Origin of the sequence: Sphingomonas sp. GM_Shp_2, assembly GCF_026540875.1 — a bacterium.
GTDB lineage: Bacteria > Pseudomonadota > Alphaproteobacteria > Sphingomonadales > Sphingomonadaceae > Sphingomonas > Sphingomonas carotinifaciens.
In genome coordinates, this window is sequence record NZ_JALNUQ010000001.1 from 95,361 (window position 1) to 116,007 (window position 20,647).

The window sequence follows — 20,647 nt, forward strand, 5'->3', positions numbered from 1 at the left end:
TGCCCGTTACGTGCCGGATTCGTCGATGAGCTTCTGGACGCGGCCGATCGGCGTGTCGTCGATCGGTCGGATGGTTTCGCCGCAGCCCTGGCACTCGATCGTCCGTGCCAGTCGAAGCGTTCGATAGGGGATCGTCAGCACCCGGCCGCAGACCGGACAGTCCGTTTGCGCCGCGATGTCGTCCAGTTCCTGCGCCATCGCCGTATCATAGCACCGACGTCGCGCGCCGGTAAGCCGGTGTTGTACCGGTCACTGGACGACGCGACGGGATGTCGGCCCAGCAGGGTTCGGGCCGGCTCGATGCCGGCTCGAACCCTATTTCGCACGCGATGAGGAGAGGGGGCCTTTCGGCCCCCGAAGGTGTCACGCAAAGGGGTCGTATTCGTTGACGATGATGAGAGAGCTGTCGTGGTCCTCGGCGGTGATGACGGCATATTGGGTACCGATGGCGATGACCATGGTGGCGACCATCAGGCTGCGGGCGAGGCTGAGGGCGGATTTGCGGGCGATCCAGATATCGTTGAACATGTCCGAGGCTCCTGTGAAGCCGGCGGGGTTCATCCCCGCTCGACAGGCGCCCGACAGGACGGGAAGGGGCTGCGATCACTTTTTTGCGCGCGCAAGAAAGCCGTAGCGAAGCGCCCGGACCCTTAACGGGTTGATCGAACAAGGCCCCGCACCGGCCCAAGGATTGCGCCTCCAAGAGCGGGGTGAAGCACGTCGGTGGGGAGCGTCGCGGCCCATGCGCTGGGTTGCCGGTGACGCCGACTTGCCCCGGCTTCCCCCGGATCGCTGGCTAGTGGTGATCGCGACACCTCATGAAGCCCGTGAGATGTCCGACAGGTTGCGACCGACCCTATCGCTGAACGGTGAGCCGACGGTGCTGCACGCTGCGGAACACCCGGCGCTTGGTAGAGAGCTGCTCGTCGGTTCCCTGTTCGTCAGTCGATCGTCACCCGCATGGGCCGAGACCCGGCAGGGGCTCGGCAGAGCGTCAGCGGAGTAGAGCGACGGTCCCGGCGATCGCCGGGAGACGCGGCTCACCTCTGTTCTTTATAGACATCACTCACGACTGCCGATGATCGCAGAACCGGTTGAGTTCCCCCCACCACAAGGACTACCGCGGCTTTTCCGGCATGCCGGCACGTGGATCGAAGGATTCAGCCCCTTGAACGTGTAATCCCAAGCATTACATCGCGCTCATGGCGACGGCGTTCACCTTTGATCCAGACACGATGGGCGACTGGCGGAATGCCAGCCATAGCGGCGTCGCGACGTGGATCGCGGCGCGGGCTTCGATCGACGTGTCGGTGGGCTCGCACCGGTTCTCGGTGAAGGTGCCGGCTTCGCGGTCGATCGAGCATTGCAGGCCGAAGAGCGGCTTCCTCCTCAAATACGCCAATGTTTTCATCGATGCGAACCTGGCCCATTCAGCGACGTGGCTAGAGTGGCGGCGTGACCTCACCAACCTCGTCAAGCCTGACCTGCTGTTCGTCCCGCACCATGGCAAGGAATGGCAATCAGTCATCCAGGCGAAGGACGTCTCGCATCTTCACGTTTCGGACGGCGATGCCCGCCGTGCGTGGGACTTCCTCGAGCGTTATCTCCTCGCAGAAGTGTCGGGTGAACTCGTCGACTTCGACCGTGTCGTCGAACGCCTGCGCAAATGGCTTGAGCCCCGGGTCTGGATCATCACCCGGTTTGGGATTCTTCCGCGTCGTCGGTTGGCGACGCTGCGCGACTGGACGCGCACCTTCGTTATTCACACCGGCATTTCTCCTCCCATGGCCGACAACGCCCACCCGTTGTTCCCTGGCCATGATGGAGAGGACCATGCCTCCAATTACCGATCCCGTTCTCGGGCAGGTCTTCGCGACCTGCACGCATCCCGACTTGCCGATGCCCGTCGTCGAAGGCGCGCATTGGCTCATTCACCTGCTTCTCGCCGCCCGCAGCTGGGCGACGATCGGCGCCTTCACGCAGGTCTATCAGCACGGCGAGGACCGCTTCCTCGCGGAGATCGACGGGACCTGGGCGATCACCTTTGCATGGGATGCGGGCGCAAGCCGCATCCACAGCGCGCGACTGGAGGCCGGCTGAGCGCTGGAGGTGGCACATGGTGAGCGCTGCCTTCATGGCGGCGCCGCCACGTCCCGCCGATGTCCTGAAGCGCCACTTCATGACGCTCGACAGCGTGACGCAGCAGGGTCTGGCGGACGCGCTCGGCGTGTCGCGGCTGACGGTGAGCGAGCTTTTGAACGACAAGCGCGCGATCACGGCGCCGATGGCGCTGCGGCTGGCGCAGGTGCTCGGCACCGACGCCGAATTCTGGCTGAACCTACAGCTCGGTTGGGACCTTCATCGCGCACGACTGGATCATGGTGATGAAGCCGCGCAACTGGTGCCACTACGCCAGCGGCCGACACAGGATGATGTCGTCCGACCCGCAGCCGACCGGCGCGGCCGGTTCAAGTCGACGCCGGCCGGCTGAGCAGATCGAGAATAATCGCGCTGCGGCCTGACGAGCACATCACCGCAGCGTGCATCAGCAAGTTGGGCCTCGCCGCGGCAGCAAGCGACGCACGATCGATCGGAGCGGTCGTTCGGGCGCCAATGGGCAAGGTGGCGATCCGGGTGATCGATCGGGATGATGGGCATGGATGACAGAGCTGCAGGAGATGGGATGGGCGCGGAGCCTGCGCGGAGCGCGGCAGAGCGCGCGCGACAAGGCGGCCCGTCGACCGAAGCCGGACCGTCGCTCCCGCCACTGACGGGTATCGCTGACGATGGAAACAGCGAGGACCGCGACGGGCGGGTCGAGGAAGAAGGCTATAACGTCATCCCCGAGGATGCGCTGCACCTTCTGCCGGCGGAATGGCGAGAGGAGATCATCGCGCGCGCCGAGGACGGCAGGCGCGTGCTCGGCAAGGCCAATGAGGAGCTGATCCAGCTGTCGCGTCTGTCAGCGTCCTATTACCATGTCGGCGTGCTCAAGCACATTCGCGAACGGCTGGCCGACTACCGCTTTCGCACCGACATGGATGCCTTCTTCGAGCTCGACATGCTGACGACGGCGTTCGTCGCCACCTATGTGCGGCTATTCACGGGCGGCAACGGCAGCGGCTTTGCGCGCAAGGCGCTGCCCGAGCCGCTGCGCGCCGCGCACGACGAGATCATCGACTTGCGCAACAAGCGCTACGCGCATGTCGCGGCGCACGACAGCGTCAACGACGCCATGGAGATCCAGGAGGTCGACGGCCGCTTCGTCGTCTACCTCGGCATGCGGCTTGGCTATTATATCGGGGGATCGAACGAGTGGACGAAGCTGGTCGATGCGCTCGAGGCGATGTTCGCTGAGCGCAGTGGCAAGATCATCGACCGGCTCCAGGCCCGGACCGGGCGCGAATGGACGATCGCGCAGGGCCCGTCCCCGGACGCGGAAGCGGCCACAAGGGATGGAGTGGAAACGGATGCACGAGGAGATCAGGAATGACAGGGGGCGGCATGGTCAGCTGGCTGAACGTCGCCGGCAGACCGGTGGCGGTGATCGAGGATACCCGTTGAAAGTCATGGGCACCTAGCCCTTGGCACCGCGCTATTTGGCCGCGGGATTACGGCAACCTCGTCGGTCCTGTCGCTCAGCCCCTCGCTACTCTCTAGGCTGATCGGGATCGCCATTCCGCTGATCGCGGGCGGCATGGCCTGCGCGATGTTCCTGACCGCGACGGGTGTGCAGTTTCTGTGTCGGAGACGCCCGGTCCGGCAGATCTTCATGCCGGGGTCGGGATCGACGATCCTGTCGATGGCCGGGATCACGATGGCGGTGGCGATTCCGAGCCCGACGATTCTATTCGCTGCAGCGTTGTTTCGGGAAGCGGCCAAGGACTGGGCCAACTTGGCGGCCTGACGCTGATCGGACTCCAATTGCCCGGCAGGCGTCGTGCCGAGGGGATGCTGTGCTCCATATTGGTGGCTACGTTCCGGCTGGCCTTCTTCCTCTGGCGGCGAGTTTCATCGTCGACGCCACCGAAGTCGCGACAGGCGCCACATTCTTCACAGTCGTACTGGCAGGCGGAGTTCTTATCAGCCGAAGAGTCAGCGGATGACAGCCATCGCGCACGAACGAACTAGCCTGTCCGGTTCACGTGTATCCGTACCGATCTGGCTCCAAAACATGCCTTTAAACAAATCAGCCTGCGATCGACAGGAACCCCGCCAATATGCTTCGGCTTCGTGCAAGAGTCTCGATCCGCGCGTCAAGGATCGTGACCTGCTCGGTCAGAATGCGGCGCAGGTCGTCGCACGGCGTGAAAGCCGGATAATCGCTCTGCACGCACGGCAGCAATTTCTGGATCGTCCCCAGCGTCATGCCGGCAGACCCCAGCAGCTTGATGCGCCGCACCGTCTCCTCCTCGGCTGGGCCGTAGTCGCGATAACCGGCGTCGGTCCTCTGCGGTCGGAGGAGGCCTTCACCCTCGTAGTAGCGGAGCATCCGGACGCTGACGCCCGACCGTTTGGATAGTTCGCCGATCTTCACGAAACGCCCTTGACCCTGACAGTAGTGTTAGACCTTAAAGGTCACGCTCAACCGAGGGAAGTTCCTCTCGTGAAGGAGCCATCATGCAAGCCTATCATCTGAAGAACGTCGACGACGTCGGCACCGTCGTCCGTGTCGATACCGACACGCCCGAGCCGGGTGCCGGCGAAGTGCGGGTCAGGGTCGAGGCCGTCAGTCTCAACTATCGTGACCTCCTGATCCTGGATGCAGCCGGTCAGGGCGGTCTGGACGGGCGCATCCCCCTGTCGGACGGGGCGGGCGTCGTCGATGCCGTCGGCGACGGCGTCGATACATGGCAGGTCGGCGATCGCGTTGCCGCGTCTTTTTTCAGGGACTGGATCGGGGGGCCATTCAAGCCACGCTACATGCCATCGGCACTCGGGGGCAGCACGACAGACGGCATGCTCGCGCAATATGTCGTGCTGCCCGCCACTGCGTTGGTTGCGGTTCCGGCGCATCTGTCGACGACGGAGGCGGCAACCTTGCCATGTGCTGCGGTGACGGCGTGGCATGGCCTCTTCACGCGTAGCGGGATGCAGGCGGGTGACACGCTGCTGGTGCAGGGGACCGGCGGCGTTGCGCTGTTTGGACTTCAATTCGCGATTGCAATCGGAGCGCGCGCGATCGTTCTGTCGTCGTCGGATGAGAAACTGGACAGGACCAGAGTGCTCGGTGCCTCGATCCTCATCAACTACCGCGACACGCCCGACTGGGACGTTGCCGTGATGAAAGCAACCAATGGCGAGGGAGCGAGCCATATCCTAGAACTCGGTGGTCCCGACACCTACGACCGTTCGGTCCGATCGGTCGCATCGGCCGGCAAGATCGTCCAGATCGGCGTGCTGACCGGGTTCGGGCCGAAACCCGACCTTGCTCGCCTCCAGACGGAGAATGCCGACATCATCGGTGTTACGGTCGGCTCTGTCGAACAGTTCAGTGCGATGAACGCGTTCATCGAAGCCAACGGGATCATGCCGATCATCGATCGGACCTTCGGGTTCGATCAGGTGGTCGAAGCGTTCGCGCATCTGCGAAGCGGCACGCATTTCGGCAAGATCGTGATTGGCGTGTAAGATGGAGGCCGATCGACGGCCTCTGGCACCCCAGCCTCGTCGATCGCCTAGCCCACCGCGCAACGAGGAGACGGTTCGGTGATGCTACAGCATCTTTCTTCGGCGCTCACGAAGCAGGTGGAGACCCGAAAAGGCCCGGGAGGCGGAGCTCCCGGGCCGAGGATTGGTGTTCAGAAGGGGATGTCGTCGTCATCGTTGTCCTGTGCGGCGCCCTGCTGCTGCTGGCGGGACTTGCCGTAGGAGAGGAAGGTGACCTCGTCGGCGATGATCTCGACGCCGAAGCGCTCGATGTCCTGCTGGTCGGTCCAGCGGGTGTAGTGGATGCGGCCCCGGATCATGACCTTCTGGCCCTTCTCGACATATTCAGCGACCGTCTTGGCGACGCCGTTGAAGCAGGTGATGCGGTGCCATTCGGTATCCTCGACCCGGCGACCGTTCTCCTTGATGACCTTGCCCTCGCTGTCGCGCTTGGGGCGCGAGGTCGCGAGGCTGAAGCTGGTGATCTTGGTGCCGCCTTGGGTGGTGCGGGTCTCCGGAGTGGCGCCGACGTTGCCCGCGAGGATGACGAGGTTCTGCATTTCGAGGTTCCTTTGTGTCCGCCGGGGGGTTCGTCCCCTCGACTGAACACCGGCAAAGCCGGCCAGGACGGCGGCTCCACCGAGCGGCGCAGACGCGCGAGGGCAACCCCGTGGCGAGGAGTGGTGCGGGCAGCCGTGGCACACGGCAACTCGGTCCGAAGACAGGCGGGTTGGAGCCGGCGGACGGCCGGATTAGGTCGTTCAGCAAAGAGAGGGGAGGAACCTCCCGGCCGACCAAAAATAACACTCGACGAAATTACCGCTTCCGGCTCCGGCAGCCCAAGGCCGCTTCGGTGCTGCGCAACCGGTATAGCGACAGGTATGATCGCCCGACCTTGCGTGCGTCTGACCCAACCTTGCACAGAGCAAGGCATGACATGAAGGCCTGGGCGGTTGGACGCTCCTATCCACGCGCCGCCCCCGGCTCCTGGCGCGCAGACGATATCTGGTGCGTAAAGGCCAAGGCAGCAATCCGGGGTAGCCTCCGTCAAGCCACGTAGGGCGGCACCATCGGACGAGTCTCACTGCGTCGTGAACCGCCGCTTGGTGACGGTCTCGATAGTGGCCTAGTGCCAGCGGAAGCTTAGATCAGCTCGGTCTTGAGCGTCTTGAGCGCAGGGACAAGCGCGGCCAGTCGCTCGAGCTGGACGACGGGCTGGGCTGCCAAACCTGTCGGGGCGGCCCGATCGTAGATCGCCATGCAATTCTTCCTGCGGAGCCGCGAGTGGTAGATGATCCCGTCGAGATCGGTCGTGTCGTAGAGCTCCTGGCTGAAGGCGCGTGCCTCGTCGTGCGCCTTGGCGCCGACGATGTCCGTTGAAATGCCGAGCTTGAAGCATCCGTCGCCGCGCAGGTTGAGCAGGCGCAACGGACGAGTTGCCGAAACCGGGCATACGCCCCAATCAGTGATGTCCGCGCGCGCCAGCGCACGCGTGGTTGCCCCTTCGAAGCGGTCGCGGATGATCGCCTCGGCGATCGACGTCGCGAGATCCTCGGCGATGTAGAGGAGCTTGAATGTCTTCGCGGGACTCGCGAACCGCGTCTCGCCAAAGCCCATGCCGAGGGGGGTGCTGCGCCAGGCCCATGGCGTGCAGCGCAGATAGTCGGCGGGCTCGATCCGCCGTGTCAGCGATGCAAGGATTTTCGGATCGAGGGCCACCGAGGGAGGTTAGTCGGTTTCCCGATCGAAGTCGCGCCGGGCGATGACACGAACCTCGTCCTGCTTCGACGCACGGAGCGCAGCGAGAGGGGTCCGACCGCCGAGCGCAGCATGGGGCTGCCGCATCCATAGCCAAGCCGAGCGTGGGTCAGGCGCGGCGGCGAGAATGTCGGCGATGCCCTGGAGCGGCCGACCGTCGATGAATTGTTCGAGCGGATAGGCAAGCTTGCGCTGCCCGCGAAGCAATCCGATGACAGCGCCTTGCCGGTACCAGGTGCTGAGCGTCGTGCGCTTGACGCCGAACTGCGCCTCGATGTCGCTCGCTCCGCCGAGCGGTCCTGCCCAATCCTCGATTGCCTTGGGCGCCGTATAGGTGGCGAGACGCGCGCGCCCTTCATCAAGGCTGATCACCTCGCCGAGACCGCTGCCCTTCGTCCTTTCGACAGGTGCGTCGTCCGCGGCCGAGGTCGACATGAACTGGCGGGCGGCCTGCTCCAGCGCTGCGCGCAGCTTATACTCGTGCGCGGCGCCGCGAAGGCGGAGCGCCGGAAGGCCGGACATCACATCGACTGCGATCGAGACGATCCGTGCCATGGCGTTGATTTCGGCAGCGGGGGCACGAGGGTGGCGTTCGCGCAGGACGGCGCCCACCTCTTCCACGTCCATGCTCAGCGCGGCTTCACCCATCATCGCCTCCATCACCGACCCGATAGTGCAGATTGCACGGATTGTCCAGTGCCGACCGGACATCGGCGACCGGTCCGATGGAGTGCTATGTTCGTATGACTGTTCGCCAGTCGTGCTGGATGATGGGGTGCTACTTCACTGGACGCCAGTGTCTGGTCCGGTCTGGACACCAGCGTCCACTCGCGATCAGACGTTGGTGTCCAGGCGGCACGCCTTGCCGCGCACCGGAAAGCAACCGATAAAGGGCCTGCGAGGACATCATGACCATGAAGATCATCAAGACCCCGACCGGAGCGAAGATCGTGCCGGCCAAGGTTGTTCCGATCACGGCGAAGGGCAAGCCGGATTCCCGCAAGGCATCCGAGCGGAAGTTCGGCAAGCCGGTCATGGACCTTGGTTTCTGTATCGTGCCTTCGATGTTGATGTGGGCACAGCCCCGGCTCGGCATCAATCCCGTCCAGTTCAACATCATCATGCAATTTGCGGATATGTGGTGGGACCCCGATCGCAAGCCCTGGCCCACCAAGAAGCTGCTCGCCGATCGGATCGGTCTGAGCGAGCGACAGGTCCAGCGCCATATCGCCGCGCTGGAGGAGGCAGGACTGGTCGAGCGGATCGAGCGCACGCGCCCGGGTCGTGGCAAGACGAGCAACGAATATGACATGGCGGGTCTTGTGGGCCGGCTGAAGAAGCTCGAGCCTGAGTTTACCGCCATGAAGGAAGAGAACAGCAAGCGCCGCAAGAACGTGGCGCTGCCCAAGCATCGCCAACAGGCGTAGGCCCTGCGAGGGCGGGTTTCCCCCGCCGTCGCGCCCCGAACAGCGGATAACAGCCCGCGCGGCCGCGCGGGAGAGGTTTCCGGGGCATGGGAGCCAAGGGGCGGGGGTCGTGCACGGCCACCCGCTATTACGATCATTGACGCTGAAAGGCCGCGCCGGGCGGTCGCTGCCCGGCGACGGGCGAGCGCGACAACAGACCCGGCGTCATGGCGACCCATTGCGACCCTCGCGCCCCGCGCGGCAAGCGTCGCGCTCGATAGAGTGGCAATCATGACCGCCCTGCAAGGCAAGGTCCGCGGAGCAGATGGACCATGGGAAGACAGGCGCTTCGATCGCGTCAGTTCCTCGTAATCAGCCCGCCAGGGCCTTGAGGAGCGATGTCCGTTCGATCGAGGCCATAGTATCGAGAGGCATGATGGTATTTGGTCGGTCGGAATGCGGCCATGCTGGGTTGCAACGCTGGTGCAGTCCGATTGAAATCCATCCCGAGCGCATGAAGAACAAGCCGGAGCGGCATGGACGGACCGAACCCTAATCCTTTTGGTGTTGTCGATCATACCGCCTTCGCAGGCTTCGGTGTCGATCTTGTCTGGGGGCTCGATCGAGGTGGCGAGGCGATACATGTGAGCGCCGCCAGACGCGGCCTGGCGTGCGATTTGATCTGCCCGGCCTGCAAGGCTCGCCTTGTCGCGCGCAAGGGATCGCGAAAGGCGGCACATTTCGCGCATCAAGGTCGGGGTTCAGGATGCGGGAGTGGCAGGGAAACGAACGCGCATTTCTGGGCCAAGCAGCTTCTTGTCGAGCGCAAGCGGATCTGGACACCCAAGGTCACGGCCGTGGTGGACGGTGTCTCGCGCGAGGAGAGCGCGGCGAAATGGATGACGTTCAGCGATGTGCGCTCGGAGCGCCGTCTCGATCGCATTGTCCCCGATATCGTGCTGATCCTCGCCGACGGGCGAGAGCTCATTGTCGAAATCTGCGTGACTCACCCGTGCGGCGAGGACAAGATTGCGCTCATCCAGGAGAGGCGATGGCCGGCAATCGAGATCAACTTGCGCCGGCTGCGGACAAGCCAGAATATCGCGGAAATCGAGCGCGGGTTGCTGCGCGAAGCACCCCGCAGTTGGCTCTGCAATCCCAGGCGCGATCGCGCGGAGGAGCGACTGCGCGGCGAGCTGGCTGATGCTGCTGCGCGGCGGGCAGCGGCGGCGCAGCGCCAGGCCGCACGGGAAGCCGAGCAGGAGCGTCGCGCGGCGGCGTTGATCGAGGCGGAAGCGCGAGAACTGCTGCGCGCCATCACGAGCGTACGGTGGGATGTCGGCCCGGTCGCGGATCGCGCCTTGGCGGGAGTGATCGCCGATGACGATGGGCGGATGATCGGGATTGCGGGGGCGGGTGCGGGCTTTCTGGCAAGCCGCGACGAGTGGCAGGCGACGTTGTACGAGCAGTTCATCGCGGTTCGCGATCCGCGAACGTTCGACGATCGCACCTTCTCGCTGGATGATGCGCTTACCTATCTCGAACCTTTGATCGCGCCCCGTTTCGGTGTGCCGCCGAAGGAGACGGTGCGGGCATGGCTTCGCAGGCATCATCCCGAGGTTCGTTTCCCGCGCGAGGCGATACAGGATTATTGCGAGGCCCTTTGCGTCGCCGGCGGCCTGCAATCGGAAGGAGGCGACCATTACGGCCTGCCTGACGACACCACGGCAGCAATCAAGCGCGAGGGGCGTCGCCTCCGAGCGATCGACGCGCGTGCCGACATCGTGCACCGTCTCCTCGACACCATCGTGGCGGACCTGCCCGTGGCTGAAGCCTTCGACTTCGAACCGCAAATCTGGCTGGCAACATCGCTTCTGGGCGCGGGGCGATCACCGGACGTGCTCCTGGTGGAAGGAGACGCACTTTGCGACGACCTGATCGGGCAACTGCGGGCGCTCGCGGCAATGGCTGCCGGCGGGGAGGAGGCGATCGACGATCTGCTCGGCCTGCCGCTTGCGGCAGCCCGCTATCGTGCGATCGAGCGAAAGACGACGCGGCGTGGGCGCGAAGCGGCAGAGCGGTCGCAGCGCCTGCGGGATGCAGCCGCGCGCGTTCTGGCGGAAGAGGCGCCCAGCTGGCTGACGCGGCCGTTCGAGAGCGCGGATGAAACCCCACTTGCGTTGGCCAGAGGGGGGAGGCAGGTCTCGATCGATGCCTCGCCGCGGTCGCCGCGATCGGGAGACAACAGGAGGCCGAGCGCGCGGTAGCTTCGGCAATCGCTGCCCGGCGCGAGCGTCTGCAAACAACCGTTGCGACGCTCTTCCCACCGAACCTGCGCGAACTCGCGTTACGGAACCAGCTGCCGGCGCTCGGCTGCTCGCCGTGGGACGCATGTGTGTCGGACCATGGTCTCGAGAGTGCGATCCGCGCCCTGACCTTTCAGGTTCACGCTCGAAATCGACGTCGATCATAGCATCGGTCGTTTACGATGCGCGAGCGACCATCAAGGTATCGCCGTCGACACGAACGACACGCGTCCGACCGCTTGCAAGGCAAAATTCACTGCCCAGCGAATATAGACTGCTCGCCATATATTCGGTAACAGAGGGATATTCGCTGGGCAGAAAATATGGCGATCGATACGGACGAACAAAGCCTTCTGGATGGTTTGATCGACGCGATCGGGTCGATCCCGAACAGCCATGCCATGATCGCCGAGCGTGAGATTTCGCTCGCGGGTCGATGGCGGATCGACGCCATCGTTCACGCATCGATTGCCGGACAAGCGATCGAGTTGATCGTCGAAGTTAAGCAAAATGCCTTCCCGCGAGACGTTCGCGAGACGATCTATCAATTGCGCACCTATCTGTCCCACTATGATTCAAGCGCCGGCGAGGTGATCCCCTTCTTCGCGGCACGAGCGATCTCGCCGGGCGCGCGAGATATCCTGCGGTCGGAGGGCATTGGTTTCTACGATCTCGGAGGCTCGCTCTACATGCCGGCCAGCCACGCCTTCGTCCATATCGATCGACCGGCACCGCGTCGCTCCAAAAAGGTCTTCGACGCCATTTTCCAGGGTCAGAAGGCGCAAGCATTGCTGTGCATCTATGAGCATCGTCGCGACTGGCTGAGCGTGAAGGCGATTGCGGAGGAAGCGGAAGTTTCAGCTGCAACGGCGTCGGAGACGCTCAGCGAGATGGAACGGCGCGAGTGGGTGGTTGCGGAAGGGGCGGGCCCGGCGAAGCGGCGTCGCCTGACCCGGCCCGCGCAGATGATCGATGCCTGGACGAGCTATATCGTTCAGCAGAAGCCTGCCGCGCTCAAGCGCTTCTACGTGCCGTGCACCGACGTGAACGATCTGATGCGCAAGCTGCACCTGGCCTGTGATGCGGCAGACGTTGCATATGCGATCACGGGCGAGGCGGCGGCGCAGGTCTACGCGCCATATCTCTCGACGATCTCGCAGGTTCGGTGTCGGATCCAGCCTGGTCCCCGGCGTGCCGACGCGCTTGCGCGCCTCGGCGCTCGGTCGGTTGCCGAGGGGTGGAATCTGGGGCTCGTCGATACCGGTGCGCGCGGTGACCTGACGGTTGGGTCGGAAATCGAGGGTGTAAGGTTTGCGCCGCCCCTCCAGGTATATCTGGATCTGCAACAGGGATCGGGCCGGTCGAAGGAGATGGCGGCCCATCTGCGGAGCGAGAGGCTCGCGACCTGATGGCAAAGCCCCAGACGATGGACGGCTACGAGCCGGTCGTCACCGAAGCGTGCGAACGTGTCTTGGTGACGCTCCTGCGCGGGCTTGGCCCGTGGAAGGAGTCGGTATTCCTGATCGGTGGGCTGGCGCCGCGCTATCTGGTCACGGCGCGACCGCCCCAGGTGCCGGCGCACGCAGGCACCGGCGACGTCGACGTGGTCGTCGACATGGCGATCCTGACCGACACCGAGGCCTATCGCACGCTGGAGGAGAATCTGAAGGCGATGGGGTTCGAGCGCGCCGAGAATGAGGCAGGCAAGAAGCAGTCGTGGCGATGGAAGGCCCAGGTCGAGCCGGGCGCGACCATGATCCTCGAATTTCTCGCGGATGCACCCGAACTTAGCGGCGGCCGTGTCACCGAACTTCCCACCGAGGGAAACGTCACGGCGATCAACATTCCGCATGCCTCGATGGTGTTCGATCTCCACGGCACCACCGAGATAACGGCGGAGCTGCTGAACGAACGCGGACGCGCGACCGAGGTGGTCCGCTATGCCGATATCGTCAGCTTCACGTGCCTCAAGGCGTTCGCCTTCGATCAGCGCGGCGAGCCCAAGGATGCGCACGACCTGATCTATTGTCTCGAGCATCATGCCGGGGGGTTCGAGGCCATACATGCGGCATTCCGCGCCGCACTGGCGGGTCGGCATGCCGACGTCATCAAGACGGCCTTGGCGCGGCTCGCTGTCCGCTTCGTCGATCCCGTCGCTGAGGAGAGCTACCGTCGAGATGGACCGGTCGCCTACGCCATGTTCGAAGATGCGGCGGGCAGCGACATGGATGAGGAAGCGCGCAATGCGCGGATCCTGCGTCAGCGGCGTGCGGCTGACATGATGAGCGCCTTTCTCGCGCCGCTCCTGCCCTGAGCACCTGATTTCCTCTGGTCGGCGTCCATGCCGGTCGACGGTTGGCGGCGACGGTCAGACCGGTACCGTTCTACAGCATCAATGCTGCGCGATGCGGCAAGGGCGTGTAGGTTCGAGCCATGCGCATTTCCCGCTACCTCGATGCCAAGGCATTCCTCGACGAGGCCAAAGCGCTCAAGATGGTGCGTCATCATATCACCGACGCGATCCTGGAGCGTCTTGAGCGTCAGAGGTCGCTCGTCCCTAGGCTGCGCCTGCACTATCCCGAACCGATCGAGCGGCGCTGGTGGGCGGACGATCACGAGACCTATGATGTCGGAGGAGAGCGGGAGCCCGACGGACAGCGCTGGGATGATGCTTGTGCCCTCGAGAAGGCGCGCCACGGCCAGCGAGGGCGATGGGGGTTCGACCCGACCGTTTCGAAGCACCCGCTGGACGATCCCGAGGAACGCTTCCGGCAATTCATCGAGAAGCCGGCCGATGTACCGTTCGTCCCCTGGACCGACTATCGCGTATCGGTCAACGCAGAGGGTGCAGCGCCGCTCTACACCTCGAATACCGTCGTGACCTATTATTCGTCATGGCAGCTGCTTCAATATGCCGAGGTCGTGAACATGGGCGTCACGAGCTTCATGAACCTGTTGGGCACAAGCGGGTGGCCGAGCGCGGAGGATATTGCGGCGGCCCCGCAATCGATCTCGATCCTTCCCGTACATGCGATGCGTGGGTTCGCTGAACACGAGGCCGCACTCGATGCGATGGTCTGGTTCGCGGAAGAGGAGCGGAAAGGGTATGAGTTTGCCACACGAGCGGACCATCATCGCCGGCTGATCTCTGAAACAGAACGTGCCGAGATCATGCGAATCCGTTGCTGGGCCGCGGAGCAGGCGACATCGCGCTTCGGTGTCGATGCAGAAGCGTTGCTCGCGGCCAACCGGTTTTTGTTCGAGCAATGGGCCGAATGGGAAAGGGATGGACGGCCGCTGATCGCCGGGGCCTACAAGACGATCGCGGCGCATGGCGTGCGGCTGGCCTGTCTGACGGCAGGTGTATCGGTTGCGCAGTACAAAGACATCGTCGGTCAGGTCGGCGGCTATCTGAAGCCGATCCTCGACGTGATCTGGCCGAGCTGGGTCGTGGAGCAGCGCGAGGACGTTCGGCGGGTGCTGGTCAGCTACCGGCGAGCCGACGCAATGCTTCAGGCCGATTTCGACGCGGGTCTGATCGATCGCTTCCTCGACTTCGTGGAGGCAAACGACCTGCACGGCTTCTACTGGCGGTTTGAGTCCTTCAATCGTCACTCGTTCAAGGGAAACGATCAGTCGCTGGAAGGCCTCAAGGGTGACGTGCAAGGCATGGCGTTGATCGTGGAGCACATCGCATCCGCGCTGGGGGGAAAGAGCCAGCAGCTCAACGCCAAGTTCAAGGAGCTATGGGCTGGGCACGGTACGGTGCTGAAATTGCTCAAGGACAATGCCGTGATGAAGGTCGGTAACGGGAAGGGGATCGATCTCGCCTGGTTCGAAGCGCGCAATGCACTGGGAGGGGCCGAGCAGATCGCGGCCGACCTCGCGATCACTTATGCGATCAGGGGCGGTGCGCATCGCGTCATCGAGGAGACGGACCCGCTGAAGTTGGAGCGCATGATGCTGATCCTGCTGCGCGCGGCGGTGAGGACGTTCGCGGCGGTCGCGCCGCTGCCGCCGGCTCCCGCCGCCCCGGCGACGGGCAATCCGAAGCCTGCCGGGACAGCAGCGTGACGGCGTGCATCCTTCACGGCTCGACGCCGGTGCCGCATGATCTGCTGTGCGGGATCGGCGTCGCGATCTACGACTTCCAGACGTTGATCGCCGGCGTGCTGGCGATCGGAGCTGCCTATTATGCGGCACGTCCGGTCTGGCGCCAGCTCAAGGACACCAATCTCCAGACCAGGATCCAGCACCGCGAGACGCTGATGGCGTTGCTGCGCGAGGCGCAGGACCGCCTTGCCCGCGTGCGCAAGTCGGTCGCGGATCCATTGATGGATCTCGATCGGCTGACCATCGACCCTGCCGGCCATGTAGAGCCCTTGGGGGCCGAAGATGCGTTTGCGATCGAGCAGCGACTGCACGGCGAGCTCGACTGGTACCTTCTGGGTCTGCGTGGGACCGAAGAGGACAGCATAGAAGTGCTGAAGGCTGCGCTGAAGATCGCGATGGACGATCTCCTGTCCACGCTGAACGACGTTCACTGGATCGAGCATAACGAGCAGCATGACGAGGACCATGACATCTCTGACGCCGATTGGGTGGTGATCCGGCAGCGCTCCGAGGAGGCACAAACGCTGGCGGCAGTAAAGGGAGCGACCGTCCGGTCGGCGATGCGCACGCTGGAGGACGCGCAGGCCAAGTGGATCGGTGATCTGCGCGCGCGCATCGCCAAGCTCGACCTTGCGATCGCGGCGGCGACATAAGGTGGGCTGCGCAGGAACCGACCAGCTGGCGGCCTCCCGGCCATGACCCGCCGACAGAAGGTCTTTCCCGATCCGGAAGGGTCCATAAGCTTCACCGTTGATGCGATGTGTCGCAGTGAGATCGAGGCGGCAATCGACGCCCTTGTCATCAATGAGAACCTGGTTGCGGCGCACGTGCTGGCGTCGGCGGCCCACGACGTCATGCGAGGTCATGCGAAGCGTATAGGTGCGGACCTTCGCGCCGACATGCTCTCGATCCTCAAGCCATTGGTGCCGGGACGGGAGAAGGCGTTCATCGACACGATGCTGAAACCCTACAACGCCATGAAGCACTCGAACGCGAGCGATGTCGCGGTGACCGTCCACCCGTCGCTCACCGAGGCGATACTGTTCTGTGCGACGCAGGAGTTCGGTTCGCTATTCAAGTATCTTTCCGGCAAGATGGTCCTGTTCGTCGCCTGGTACACCGCGGTTGAGCCATCGCTCCGTGACCGGGCGGGTAACAAGCCCGAGTTTCTGCTGGAGGCCTTCCCGTCCGCCGCGAAGGCGGGATCCAGGGAAGAGAAGCGGGCCGACCTCCGAGCTTTGTTGCTTCAGCACATGATCGATCCGTCTCCGTTGCGCGATTATCGCGATACCCATTCGACGGATGGGCTCTGGAACACATAGCAGCAACATAGGGCCCGGGAGGCGGAGCTCCCGGGCGGAGGGTTGGTGTTCAGAAGGGGATGTCGTCGTCATCGTTGTCCTGTGCGGCGCCCTGCTGCTGCTGGCGGGATTTGCCGTAGGAGAGGAAGGTGACCTCGTCGGCGATGATCTCGACGCCGTAGCGCTCGATGTCCTGCTGGTCGGTCCAGCGGGTGTAGTGGATGCGGCCCCGGATCATGACCTTCTGGCCCTTCTCGACATATTCGGCGACGGTCTTGGCGACGCCGTTGAAGCAGGTGATGCGGTGCCATTCGGTATCCTCGACCCGGCGACCGTTCTCCTTGATGACCTTGCCCTCGTTGTCGCGCTTTGGGCGCGAGGTCGCGAGGCTGAAGCTGGTGATCTTGGTGCCGCCTTGGGTGGTGCGGGTCTCCGGAGTGGCGCCGACGTTGCCCGCGAGGATGACGAGATTCTGCATTTCGAGGTTCCTTTGTGTCCGCCGGGGGGTTCGTCCCCTCGACTGAACACCGGCAAAGCCGGCCAGGACGGCGGCTCCACCGAGCGGCGCAGATGCGCGAGGGCAACCCCATGGCGAGGAGGGGTGCGGGCAGCCGTGGCACACGGCAACTCGGTCCGAAGACAGGCGGGTTGGAGCAGGCGTACGGCCGGATTAGGTCGTTCAGCAAAGAGAGGGGTGGAACCTCCCGGCCGACCAGGAATAACCCTCGACGGAGTTCAGCGTTCTTGACGCGGTGACGCGCGCGCCCCGACAAGTGCCAAGGCTGCTCCAAAGACCACCACCGGGATCCGTGGGCCTCCGACGGCGGTGGCGGTGAGGTCAACGGCGCAGGGAACGAGCGCTCGCTGGGGCAGGTCTTACAAAGTGATCCGGTTCTGCACAGGTGGTGCCCGACGATCACGCCGGACGCCTTGAGGAGGCGCCGATCGATCCGGACCGACACGACATAATTCCGCGGCCGGCAACGACGAGGGTGAGCCTGGTGGGGAGGCCATGGCCACGAACAATAGCACTGGCAGTTCACGCCCGCAGGCGGGTGATGGTCGTGACGACGTCGGCAGCGTTCGGCGAAATGCCTCACGCCGCGGACGTCGCGGGACGTGGAACTGCGAATGACCGAATTCGATCGCAGATCCGTCACGACCACGCGCGAACCAAGCGTTCGCGCGCGTTCGACCTTAGGAGCCTTGGTCGGCAGGCTTCGTGCGGCGCGGCTTGCGCGGCGGAGCAGGAGGTGCAGCGACTTCTGCCGCAGTGGTCGTCCCACTCTTGCGGCCAAGCCCGATTTTCTTCGCCATATCGCGCCGCGCCTCGCTGTAGGCCGGGGCGACCATCGGGTAGTCGGCCTTCAGCTTGTAGCGTGCTCGATATTCGTCGGGGGTGAGGCCATGCGTGGAGAGATGTCGACGCAGGGTCCGATAAGCCTTCCCGTCGATCATCGAAATGATCTGGTCGGGCGAGGCGAGCGATTTGCGCACGCTGACAGCGGGAACATGTTCGGCCGTTTCGGGCTCGGCGTGGTCGGCGGGTAGATCGCCTTTGACGAGTTGCGTGATCGACGCATGGATCGAAGTCAGGAACGCCGGTACTGCATCGGAATCTGCGCGCGTGTTCGGGTTCGAGAGCCATGCCGCGGTCAACTCGGTCGCCAGCACGATCGTATCCACTGTGTCGGTCATCATGTCTCCTTTTCGTCAGGCGGCCTCGTGTCGCACGCGACCGGAGGATAAGCTAGGGTCACCATCTGCCAAGTTCGCCACTTTAATGTGTCCACTTGGGCCGCCAAGTGCGGAAGCGATGATCAGGCTGTTTGCTGCTGGCCAGTGACTGGCAGATCGCCGGGTGATCCCCGCTCCCCAGCTCAAAGAAACATTCGTGCGATCCAGCATGATGTTGTCGCGCAAGCTCATTGAACAACAGCGATCCGACAGTCGCGGCATCCGTTTCAATAAAAGGGGAGAAGGCCGCCGGTTTTCCGGCGGCCTGTCGGCAGCGTCAAGTACCGCGGTCAACGCGCTGGATCGTGCGCCGCAGGCGGCGTTCCGAGCGGTCCGCGCCGGTCGACGACGCGAATGCCTGCCTTCTTCGCATCGATGACCAGGCGCTCAGTGACACCGTTGCCCTGAAAAGCGATGACGTAGCGAGGTTTCAGCGACAGCATCTGCTCGTTACGGCGAAAACCGGCGCGATCGCCCAGCTTTCGGTCGAGACCAAATCGGACCTGCTGAACGCCGTTCTGCTCGGCCCAGGACGCGGCGATCCGTTCGACACCCTTCATATCACCGCCGTGGACAAGATACATATCGGCCACCCGCTCACGAACGGCTTTCAACGTGCGCAGGAGGTTGTCGCCGAAAGTCTTCATGTCTTCGTCGGAAGCGAAGGTCAGTCGTCCGCCGGCGAAGATCACCGGTGTGCCCACTGGGGTACTCGCATCGCGGATCCGTTCACGGCGAGTCCGGAGAAAGGCCTGTCCGTCGATGATCGCCGAGGTGACGCCCAGCGAGATCCGATTGCCGGTCGACGGCACCCACGAGCGGCCCGTCTCGCGCATATAGTGCGATGCAGCGGTGTCGCGCATATGCTCGTAGCAGGTAGCCGCTTCCTCGATCTTCTTGGCGAGCTCGATCTTGTCCTCGAGATCGGTGCTGGAGACCTCGGAGCCGTCCTGCTCGGCAATCAGGAGGCGGATCTCATCGGTGAGACGATCGATCGTCGCGTGCTTCTTGGAGGCGGCACGGTGGAAGAGGTTCACCAAGCCCCAGCCCAGTTCTTCGATGTCGCGCTCGAGCGATGTGTTGAGGAGGGTTGCGAAAAGGTCGCTCCAGATGGCGGTAGTGGTCTGGTCAAGTGCTTCCGTTGAGGGTGGTGCCATTCCAGCCAGTTCGTCGGTCTTGGGTTCGAGATGCCCGAGCTCGAGAGCGGCAAGCGCTGCGGCGAGGGAAGTGGTCATGGGCGACAGCCTTTCATTGAAGGGCCGGCGGCCTTTCCGCCGGATGCGCACTCTCTGGGTCGCCGCATGAGATCGGCCCGCACCGACGCGTCAGCGGAGGGGAACCCGCGAAGTGCGGGGTGGAGCGGGCAGCCGCGGCACGCGGCAACTCGGCCCGGACTTCGGGGGTTGCGGGCGGATCGCGGCGGCCCATGTGCCGCATCCCTCTGGCGGAAGGTCCTGCTGGCCCGGCTTGTGAAATCGGCAGCGTAGATGACCATCCGACGCGTGATGTCGTAGCTTCGATGGATCGGAACCGTCAGACGACCTGCCCTGGCTTGGGGCACTTCGCCCGGTGGAAGCGCCAGAACGCACGATCATCCGATGGCTGAGCTGCAACTGGCAGCTGCACCGATCAGGTGAACTGAGGAAAAAGGCTGGTCGCCCTGCGACACATGCGGCGTGCGACAAAATGGTGCGTAGATGCTGGCGTCTCCTCCCGATCCATCCTAGCCTCCAACAGCCTGCCGAGACGCAGGTCGGGGCGTGGAAACCTCGAGTGTGAGGGTCGGTTGATCGATCGGATGGTCCGCGCCTGCGCTTGCCATGCCGGTGTTCCGCCGGCGTCGGATCGCGCGCCGTTTCCTGCGACCTCGTGCCTGAACCGAGATGTCGCGAGCCTGGCTCGCTGGCCATGTCTGGCTCATCGCCGGAATACGGAGAGATCGATGGACGAACCTGATAGCGCGGGTGCTCCAGCGACGGCGGCGACATGCAGTCGCTCTGCCGCGCGACGCCACATGGAGGCTGCGATGGCCTTGCTCGTCGAGGCCGGCGTGGCACCGCCGAGGATCTTTCTCGACCATGCGATCACGTCGCTCGACTGCGAATCCAGGACGAGCGGCAGCGCTGATGCAGATCCGAAGATCGTGGCGCCGCTCGACCCAGGTCTGGTTCGGGCAATAGGTGGCGGGTTTGCGATCATGGCGACGATCATGGCGCGGAGCGACCTCGTGTCGCTCGAGGAACTAGGTCGGCTGTTCGGCGAATTCGCAAGCATCTCGGCGCATGACGATGCGGCGATGGGCTCGATCATGGCGGGATGGGGCGGTATGATTCTCCACGCGGCCCGGGATGTCGAGGGCGCGGAGAGCGGTTGAGAG

At 64.1% G+C, this 20,647-nt stretch carries 24 protein-coding genes; 13 read left to right on the forward strand and 11 right to left on the reverse strand.

All coding sequences use genetic code 11. From position 1 onward, the window contains the following. Positions 1–6: 6 nt before the first annotated feature. The 4 genes from OXR08_RS00405 to OXR08_RS00420 all read right to left on the reverse strand — a co-directional run bounded on the left by OXR08_RS00405 (position 7) and on the right by OXR08_RS00420 (position 1,835). Positions 7–198, reverse strand: a complete 192-nt coding sequence (locus tag OXR08_RS00405) for a hypothetical protein (protein ID WP_267347087.1) — start codon at positions 196–198, stop codon at positions 7–9. Positions 199–363: 165 nt separating this feature from the next. After that, positions 364–528 (reverse strand): hypothetical protein, encoded by a 165-nt coding sequence (locus tag OXR08_RS00410; protein WP_267347088.1) that lies wholly within the window; start codon positions 526–528, stop codon positions 364–366. Between the two features lie 661 nt (positions 529–1,189). Then, positions 1,190–1,393, reverse strand: a complete 204-nt coding sequence (locus tag OXR08_RS00415) for a hypothetical protein (RefSeq protein ID WP_267347089.1) — start codon at positions 1,391–1,393, stop codon at positions 1,190–1,192. 127 nt (positions 1,394–1,520) lie between these two features. Then, a complete protein-coding gene (locus tag OXR08_RS00420) occupies positions 1,521–1,835 on the reverse strand; it encodes a hypothetical protein (protein ID WP_267347090.1) in 315 nt (104 codons plus the stop codon). Here OXR08_RS00420 and OXR08_RS00425 point away from each other — a divergent pair. The 4 genes from OXR08_RS00425 to OXR08_RS00440 all read left to right on the forward strand — a co-directional run bounded on the left by OXR08_RS00425 (position 1,834) and on the right by OXR08_RS00440 (position 3,907). Continuing rightward, positions 1,834–2,100, forward strand: coding sequence for a hypothetical protein (locus OXR08_RS00425; protein WP_267347091.1), 267 nt, complete (start codon positions 1,834–1,836; stop codon positions 2,098–2,100). The two genes, OXR08_RS00420 and OXR08_RS00425, sit on opposite strands and share 2 nt — an antisense overlap. Positions 2,101–2,116: 16 nt before the next feature. Continuing rightward, positions 2,117–2,491, forward strand: coding sequence for a HigA family addiction module antitoxin (locus OXR08_RS00430; RefSeq protein WP_267347092.1), 375 nt, complete (start codon positions 2,117–2,119; stop codon positions 2,489–2,491). 192 nt (positions 2,492–2,683) lie between these two features. Beyond that, entirely contained in the window at positions 2,684–3,493 is an 810-nt protein-coding gene (locus OXR08_RS00435; RefSeq protein WP_267347093.1) for a hypothetical protein, read from the forward strand. 216 nt (positions 3,494–3,709) lie between these two features. Next, positions 3,710–3,907: a hypothetical protein gene (locus OXR08_RS00440; RefSeq protein WP_267347094.1), complete on the forward strand. Its 198-nt coding sequence runs from the start codon at positions 3,710–3,712 to the stop codon at positions 3,905–3,907. Positions 3,908–4,189: 282 nt separating this feature from the next. On the opposite strand, the gene OXR08_RS00445 is transcribed toward OXR08_RS00440, so the two are convergent. Beyond that, positions 4,190–4,537 (reverse strand): MerR family transcriptional regulator, encoded by a 348-nt coding sequence (locus tag OXR08_RS00445; RefSeq protein WP_267347095.1) that lies wholly within the window; start codon positions 4,535–4,537, stop codon positions 4,190–4,192. Between the two features lie 83 nt (positions 4,538–4,620). Here OXR08_RS00445 and OXR08_RS00450 point away from each other — a divergent pair, with 83 nt between their 5' ends. Continuing rightward, the gene (locus OXR08_RS00450; protein ID WP_267347096.1) at positions 4,621–5,631 is read left to right on the forward strand and encodes an NAD(P)-dependent alcohol dehydrogenase; all 1,011 of its coding nucleotides are present in this window, start codon (positions 4,621–4,623) and stop codon (positions 5,629–5,631) included. A 170-nt stretch (positions 5,632–5,801) separates the two neighbouring features. Here the strand turns inward: OXR08_RS00450 and OXR08_RS00455 are convergent, their stop codons facing one another. The 3 genes from OXR08_RS00455 to OXR08_RS00465 form a co-directional block, all read right to left on the reverse strand. Then, positions 5,802–6,209, reverse strand: a complete 408-nt coding sequence (locus tag OXR08_RS00455; protein ID WP_267347097.1) for a single-stranded DNA-binding protein — start codon at positions 6,207–6,209, stop codon at positions 5,802–5,804. A 583-nt stretch (positions 6,210–6,792) separates the two neighbouring features. Continuing rightward, positions 6,793–7,368 carry an RES family NAD+ phosphorylase gene (locus OXR08_RS00460; protein ID WP_267347098.1) on the reverse strand — a complete coding sequence of 192 codons (576 nt, stop codon included), beginning with the start codon at positions 7,366–7,368 and terminating at the stop codon, positions 6,793–6,795. A 9-nt stretch (positions 7,369–7,377) separates the two neighbouring features. Next, entirely contained in the window at positions 7,378–8,067 is a 690-nt protein-coding gene (locus tag OXR08_RS00465; RefSeq protein ID WP_267347099.1) for an antitoxin Xre/MbcA/ParS toxin-binding domain-containing protein, read from the reverse strand. A gap of 248 nt (positions 8,068–8,315) precedes the next feature. Between OXR08_RS00465 and OXR08_RS00470 the strand changes: the two genes are divergently transcribed. The 7 genes from OXR08_RS00470 to OXR08_RS00500 all read left to right on the forward strand — a co-directional run bounded on the left by OXR08_RS00470 (position 8,316) and on the right by OXR08_RS00500 (position 16,554). Beyond that, entirely contained in the window at positions 8,316–8,834 is a 519-nt protein-coding gene (locus tag OXR08_RS00470) for a helix-turn-helix domain-containing protein (protein WP_267347100.1), read from the forward strand. 515 nt (positions 8,835–9,349) lie between these two features. Then, on the forward strand, positions 9,350–11,080 hold the full coding sequence (locus tag OXR08_RS00475) for a competence protein CoiA family protein (RefSeq protein WP_267347101.1): 1,731 nt from the start codon (positions 9,350–9,352) through the stop codon (positions 11,078–11,080). 362 nt (positions 11,081–11,442) lie between these two features. Beyond that, on the forward strand, positions 11,443–12,528 hold the full coding sequence (locus OXR08_RS00480) for a MarR family transcriptional regulator (RefSeq protein WP_267347102.1): 1,086 nt from the start codon (positions 11,443–11,445) through the stop codon (positions 12,526–12,528). Continuing rightward, positions 12,528–13,433: an antitoxin gene (locus OXR08_RS00485; protein WP_267347103.1), complete on the forward strand. Its 906-nt coding sequence runs from the start codon at positions 12,528–12,530 to the stop codon at positions 13,431–13,433. The genes OXR08_RS00480 and OXR08_RS00485 overlap by 1 nt, the downstream gene beginning before the upstream one ends. Before the next feature lie 119 nt (positions 13,434–13,552). After that, on the forward strand, positions 13,553–15,193 hold the full coding sequence (locus OXR08_RS00490; RefSeq protein ID WP_267347104.1) for a hypothetical protein: 1,641 nt from the start codon (positions 13,553–13,555) through the stop codon (positions 15,191–15,193). Continuing rightward, positions 15,190–15,885, forward strand: a complete 696-nt coding sequence (locus OXR08_RS00495) for a hypothetical protein (protein ID WP_267347105.1) — start codon at positions 15,190–15,192, stop codon at positions 15,883–15,885. Before OXR08_RS00490 ends, OXR08_RS00495 begins: the two co-directional genes overlap by 4 nt. Before the next feature lie 42 nt (positions 15,886–15,927). Continuing rightward, complete coding sequence (locus tag OXR08_RS00500; protein ID WP_267347106.1) at positions 15,928–16,554, forward strand: hypothetical protein; 627 nt, start codon at positions 15,928–15,930, stop codon at positions 16,552–16,554. A 49-nt stretch (positions 16,555–16,603) separates the two neighbouring features. Here the strand turns inward: OXR08_RS00500 and OXR08_RS00505 are convergent, their stop codons facing one another. The 3 genes from OXR08_RS00505 to OXR08_RS00515 form a co-directional block, all read right to left on the reverse strand. After that, positions 16,604–17,011 carry a single-stranded DNA-binding protein gene (locus tag OXR08_RS00505; protein ID WP_267347107.1) on the reverse strand — a complete coding sequence of 136 codons (408 nt, stop codon included), beginning with the start codon at positions 17,009–17,011 and terminating at the stop codon, positions 16,604–16,606. Positions 17,012–17,730: 719 nt separating this feature from the next. Further along, positions 17,731–18,234 carry a MucR family transcriptional regulator gene (locus OXR08_RS00510; RefSeq protein WP_267347108.1) on the reverse strand — a complete coding sequence of 168 codons (504 nt, stop codon included), beginning with the start codon at positions 18,232–18,234 and terminating at the stop codon, positions 17,731–17,733. Between the two features lie 326 nt (positions 18,235–18,560). Beyond that, positions 18,561–19,505: a DUF2493 domain-containing protein gene (locus OXR08_RS00515; RefSeq protein ID WP_267347109.1), complete on the reverse strand. Its 945-nt coding sequence runs from the start codon at positions 19,503–19,505 to the stop codon at positions 18,561–18,563. A 791-nt stretch (positions 19,506–20,296) separates the two neighbouring features. Between OXR08_RS00515 and OXR08_RS00520 the strand changes: the two genes are divergently transcribed. Then, positions 20,297–20,644: a hypothetical protein gene (locus OXR08_RS00520; protein WP_267347110.1), complete on the forward strand. Its 348-nt coding sequence runs from the start codon at positions 20,297–20,299 to the stop codon at positions 20,642–20,644. The last annotated feature ends 3 nt before the right edge of the window (positions 20,645–20,647 follow it).

Coding starts and splice junctions, on each gene's coding strand:
- OXR08_RS00510 (WP_267347108.1), bottom strand. CDS start 18,234: ATGATGACCGACACAGTGGATACGATCGTGCTGGCGACCGAGTTGACC.
- OXR08_RS00470 (WP_267347100.1), top strand. CDS start 8,316: ATGACCATGAAGATCATCAAGACCCCGACCGGAGCGAAGATCGTGCCG.
- OXR08_RS00485 (WP_267347103.1), top strand. CDS start 12,528: ATGGCAAAGCCCCAGACGATGGACGGCTACGAGCCGGTCGTCACCGAA.
- OXR08_RS00505 (WP_267347107.1), bottom strand. CDS start 17,011: ATGCAGAATCTCGTCATCCTCGCGGGCAACGTCGGCGCCACTCCGGAG.
- OXR08_RS00455 (WP_267347097.1), bottom strand. CDS start 6,209: ATGCAGAACCTCGTCATCCTCGCGGGCAACGTCGGCGCCACTCCGGAG.
- OXR08_RS00480 (WP_267347102.1), top strand. CDS start 11,443: ATGGCGATCGATACGGACGAACAAAGCCTTCTGGATGGTTTGATCGAC.
- OXR08_RS00450 (WP_267347096.1), top strand. CDS start 4,621: ATGCAAGCCTATCATCTGAAGAACGTCGACGACGTCGGCACCGTCGTC.
- OXR08_RS00520 (WP_267347110.1), top strand. CDS start 20,297: ATGGCCTTGCTCGTCGAGGCCGGCGTGGCACCGCCGAGGATCTTTCTC.
- OXR08_RS00465 (WP_267347099.1), bottom strand. CDS start 8,067: ATGGAGGCGATGATGGGTGAAGCCGCGCTGAGCATGGACGTGGAAGAG.
- OXR08_RS00515 (WP_267347109.1), bottom strand. CDS start 19,505: ATGACCACTTCCCTCGCCGCAGCGCTTGCCGCTCTCGAGCTCGGGCAT.
- OXR08_RS00405 (WP_267347087.1), bottom strand. CDS start 198: ATGGCGCAGGAACTGGACGACATCGCGGCGCAAACGGACTGTCCGGTC.
- OXR08_RS00435 (WP_267347093.1), top strand. CDS start 2,684: ATGGGCGCGGAGCCTGCGCGGAGCGCGGCAGAGCGCGCGCGACAAGGC.
- OXR08_RS00475 (WP_267347101.1), top strand. CDS start 9,350: ATGGACGGACCGAACCCTAATCCTTTTGGTGTTGTCGATCATACCGCC.
- OXR08_RS00500 (WP_267347106.1), top strand. CDS start 15,928: ATGACCCGCCGACAGAAGGTCTTTCCCGATCCGGAAGGGTCCATAAGC.
- OXR08_RS00420 (WP_267347090.1), bottom strand. CDS start 1,835: ATGGTCCTCTCCATCATGGCCAGGGAACAACGGGTGGGCGTTGTCGGC.
- OXR08_RS00430 (WP_267347092.1), top strand. CDS start 2,117: ATGGTGAGCGCTGCCTTCATGGCGGCGCCGCCACGTCCCGCCGATGTC.
- OXR08_RS00425 (WP_267347091.1), top strand. CDS start 1,834: ATGCCTCCAATTACCGATCCCGTTCTCGGGCAGGTCTTCGCGACCTGC.
- OXR08_RS00410 (WP_267347088.1), bottom strand. CDS start 528: ATGTTCAACGATATCTGGATCGCCCGCAAATCCGCCCTCAGCCTCGCC.
- OXR08_RS00490 (WP_267347104.1), top strand. CDS start 13,553: ATGCGCATTTCCCGCTACCTCGATGCCAAGGCATTCCTCGACGAGGCC.
- OXR08_RS00440 (WP_267347094.1), top strand. CDS start 3,710: ATGTTCCTGACCGCGACGGGTGTGCAGTTTCTGTGTCGGAGACGCCCG.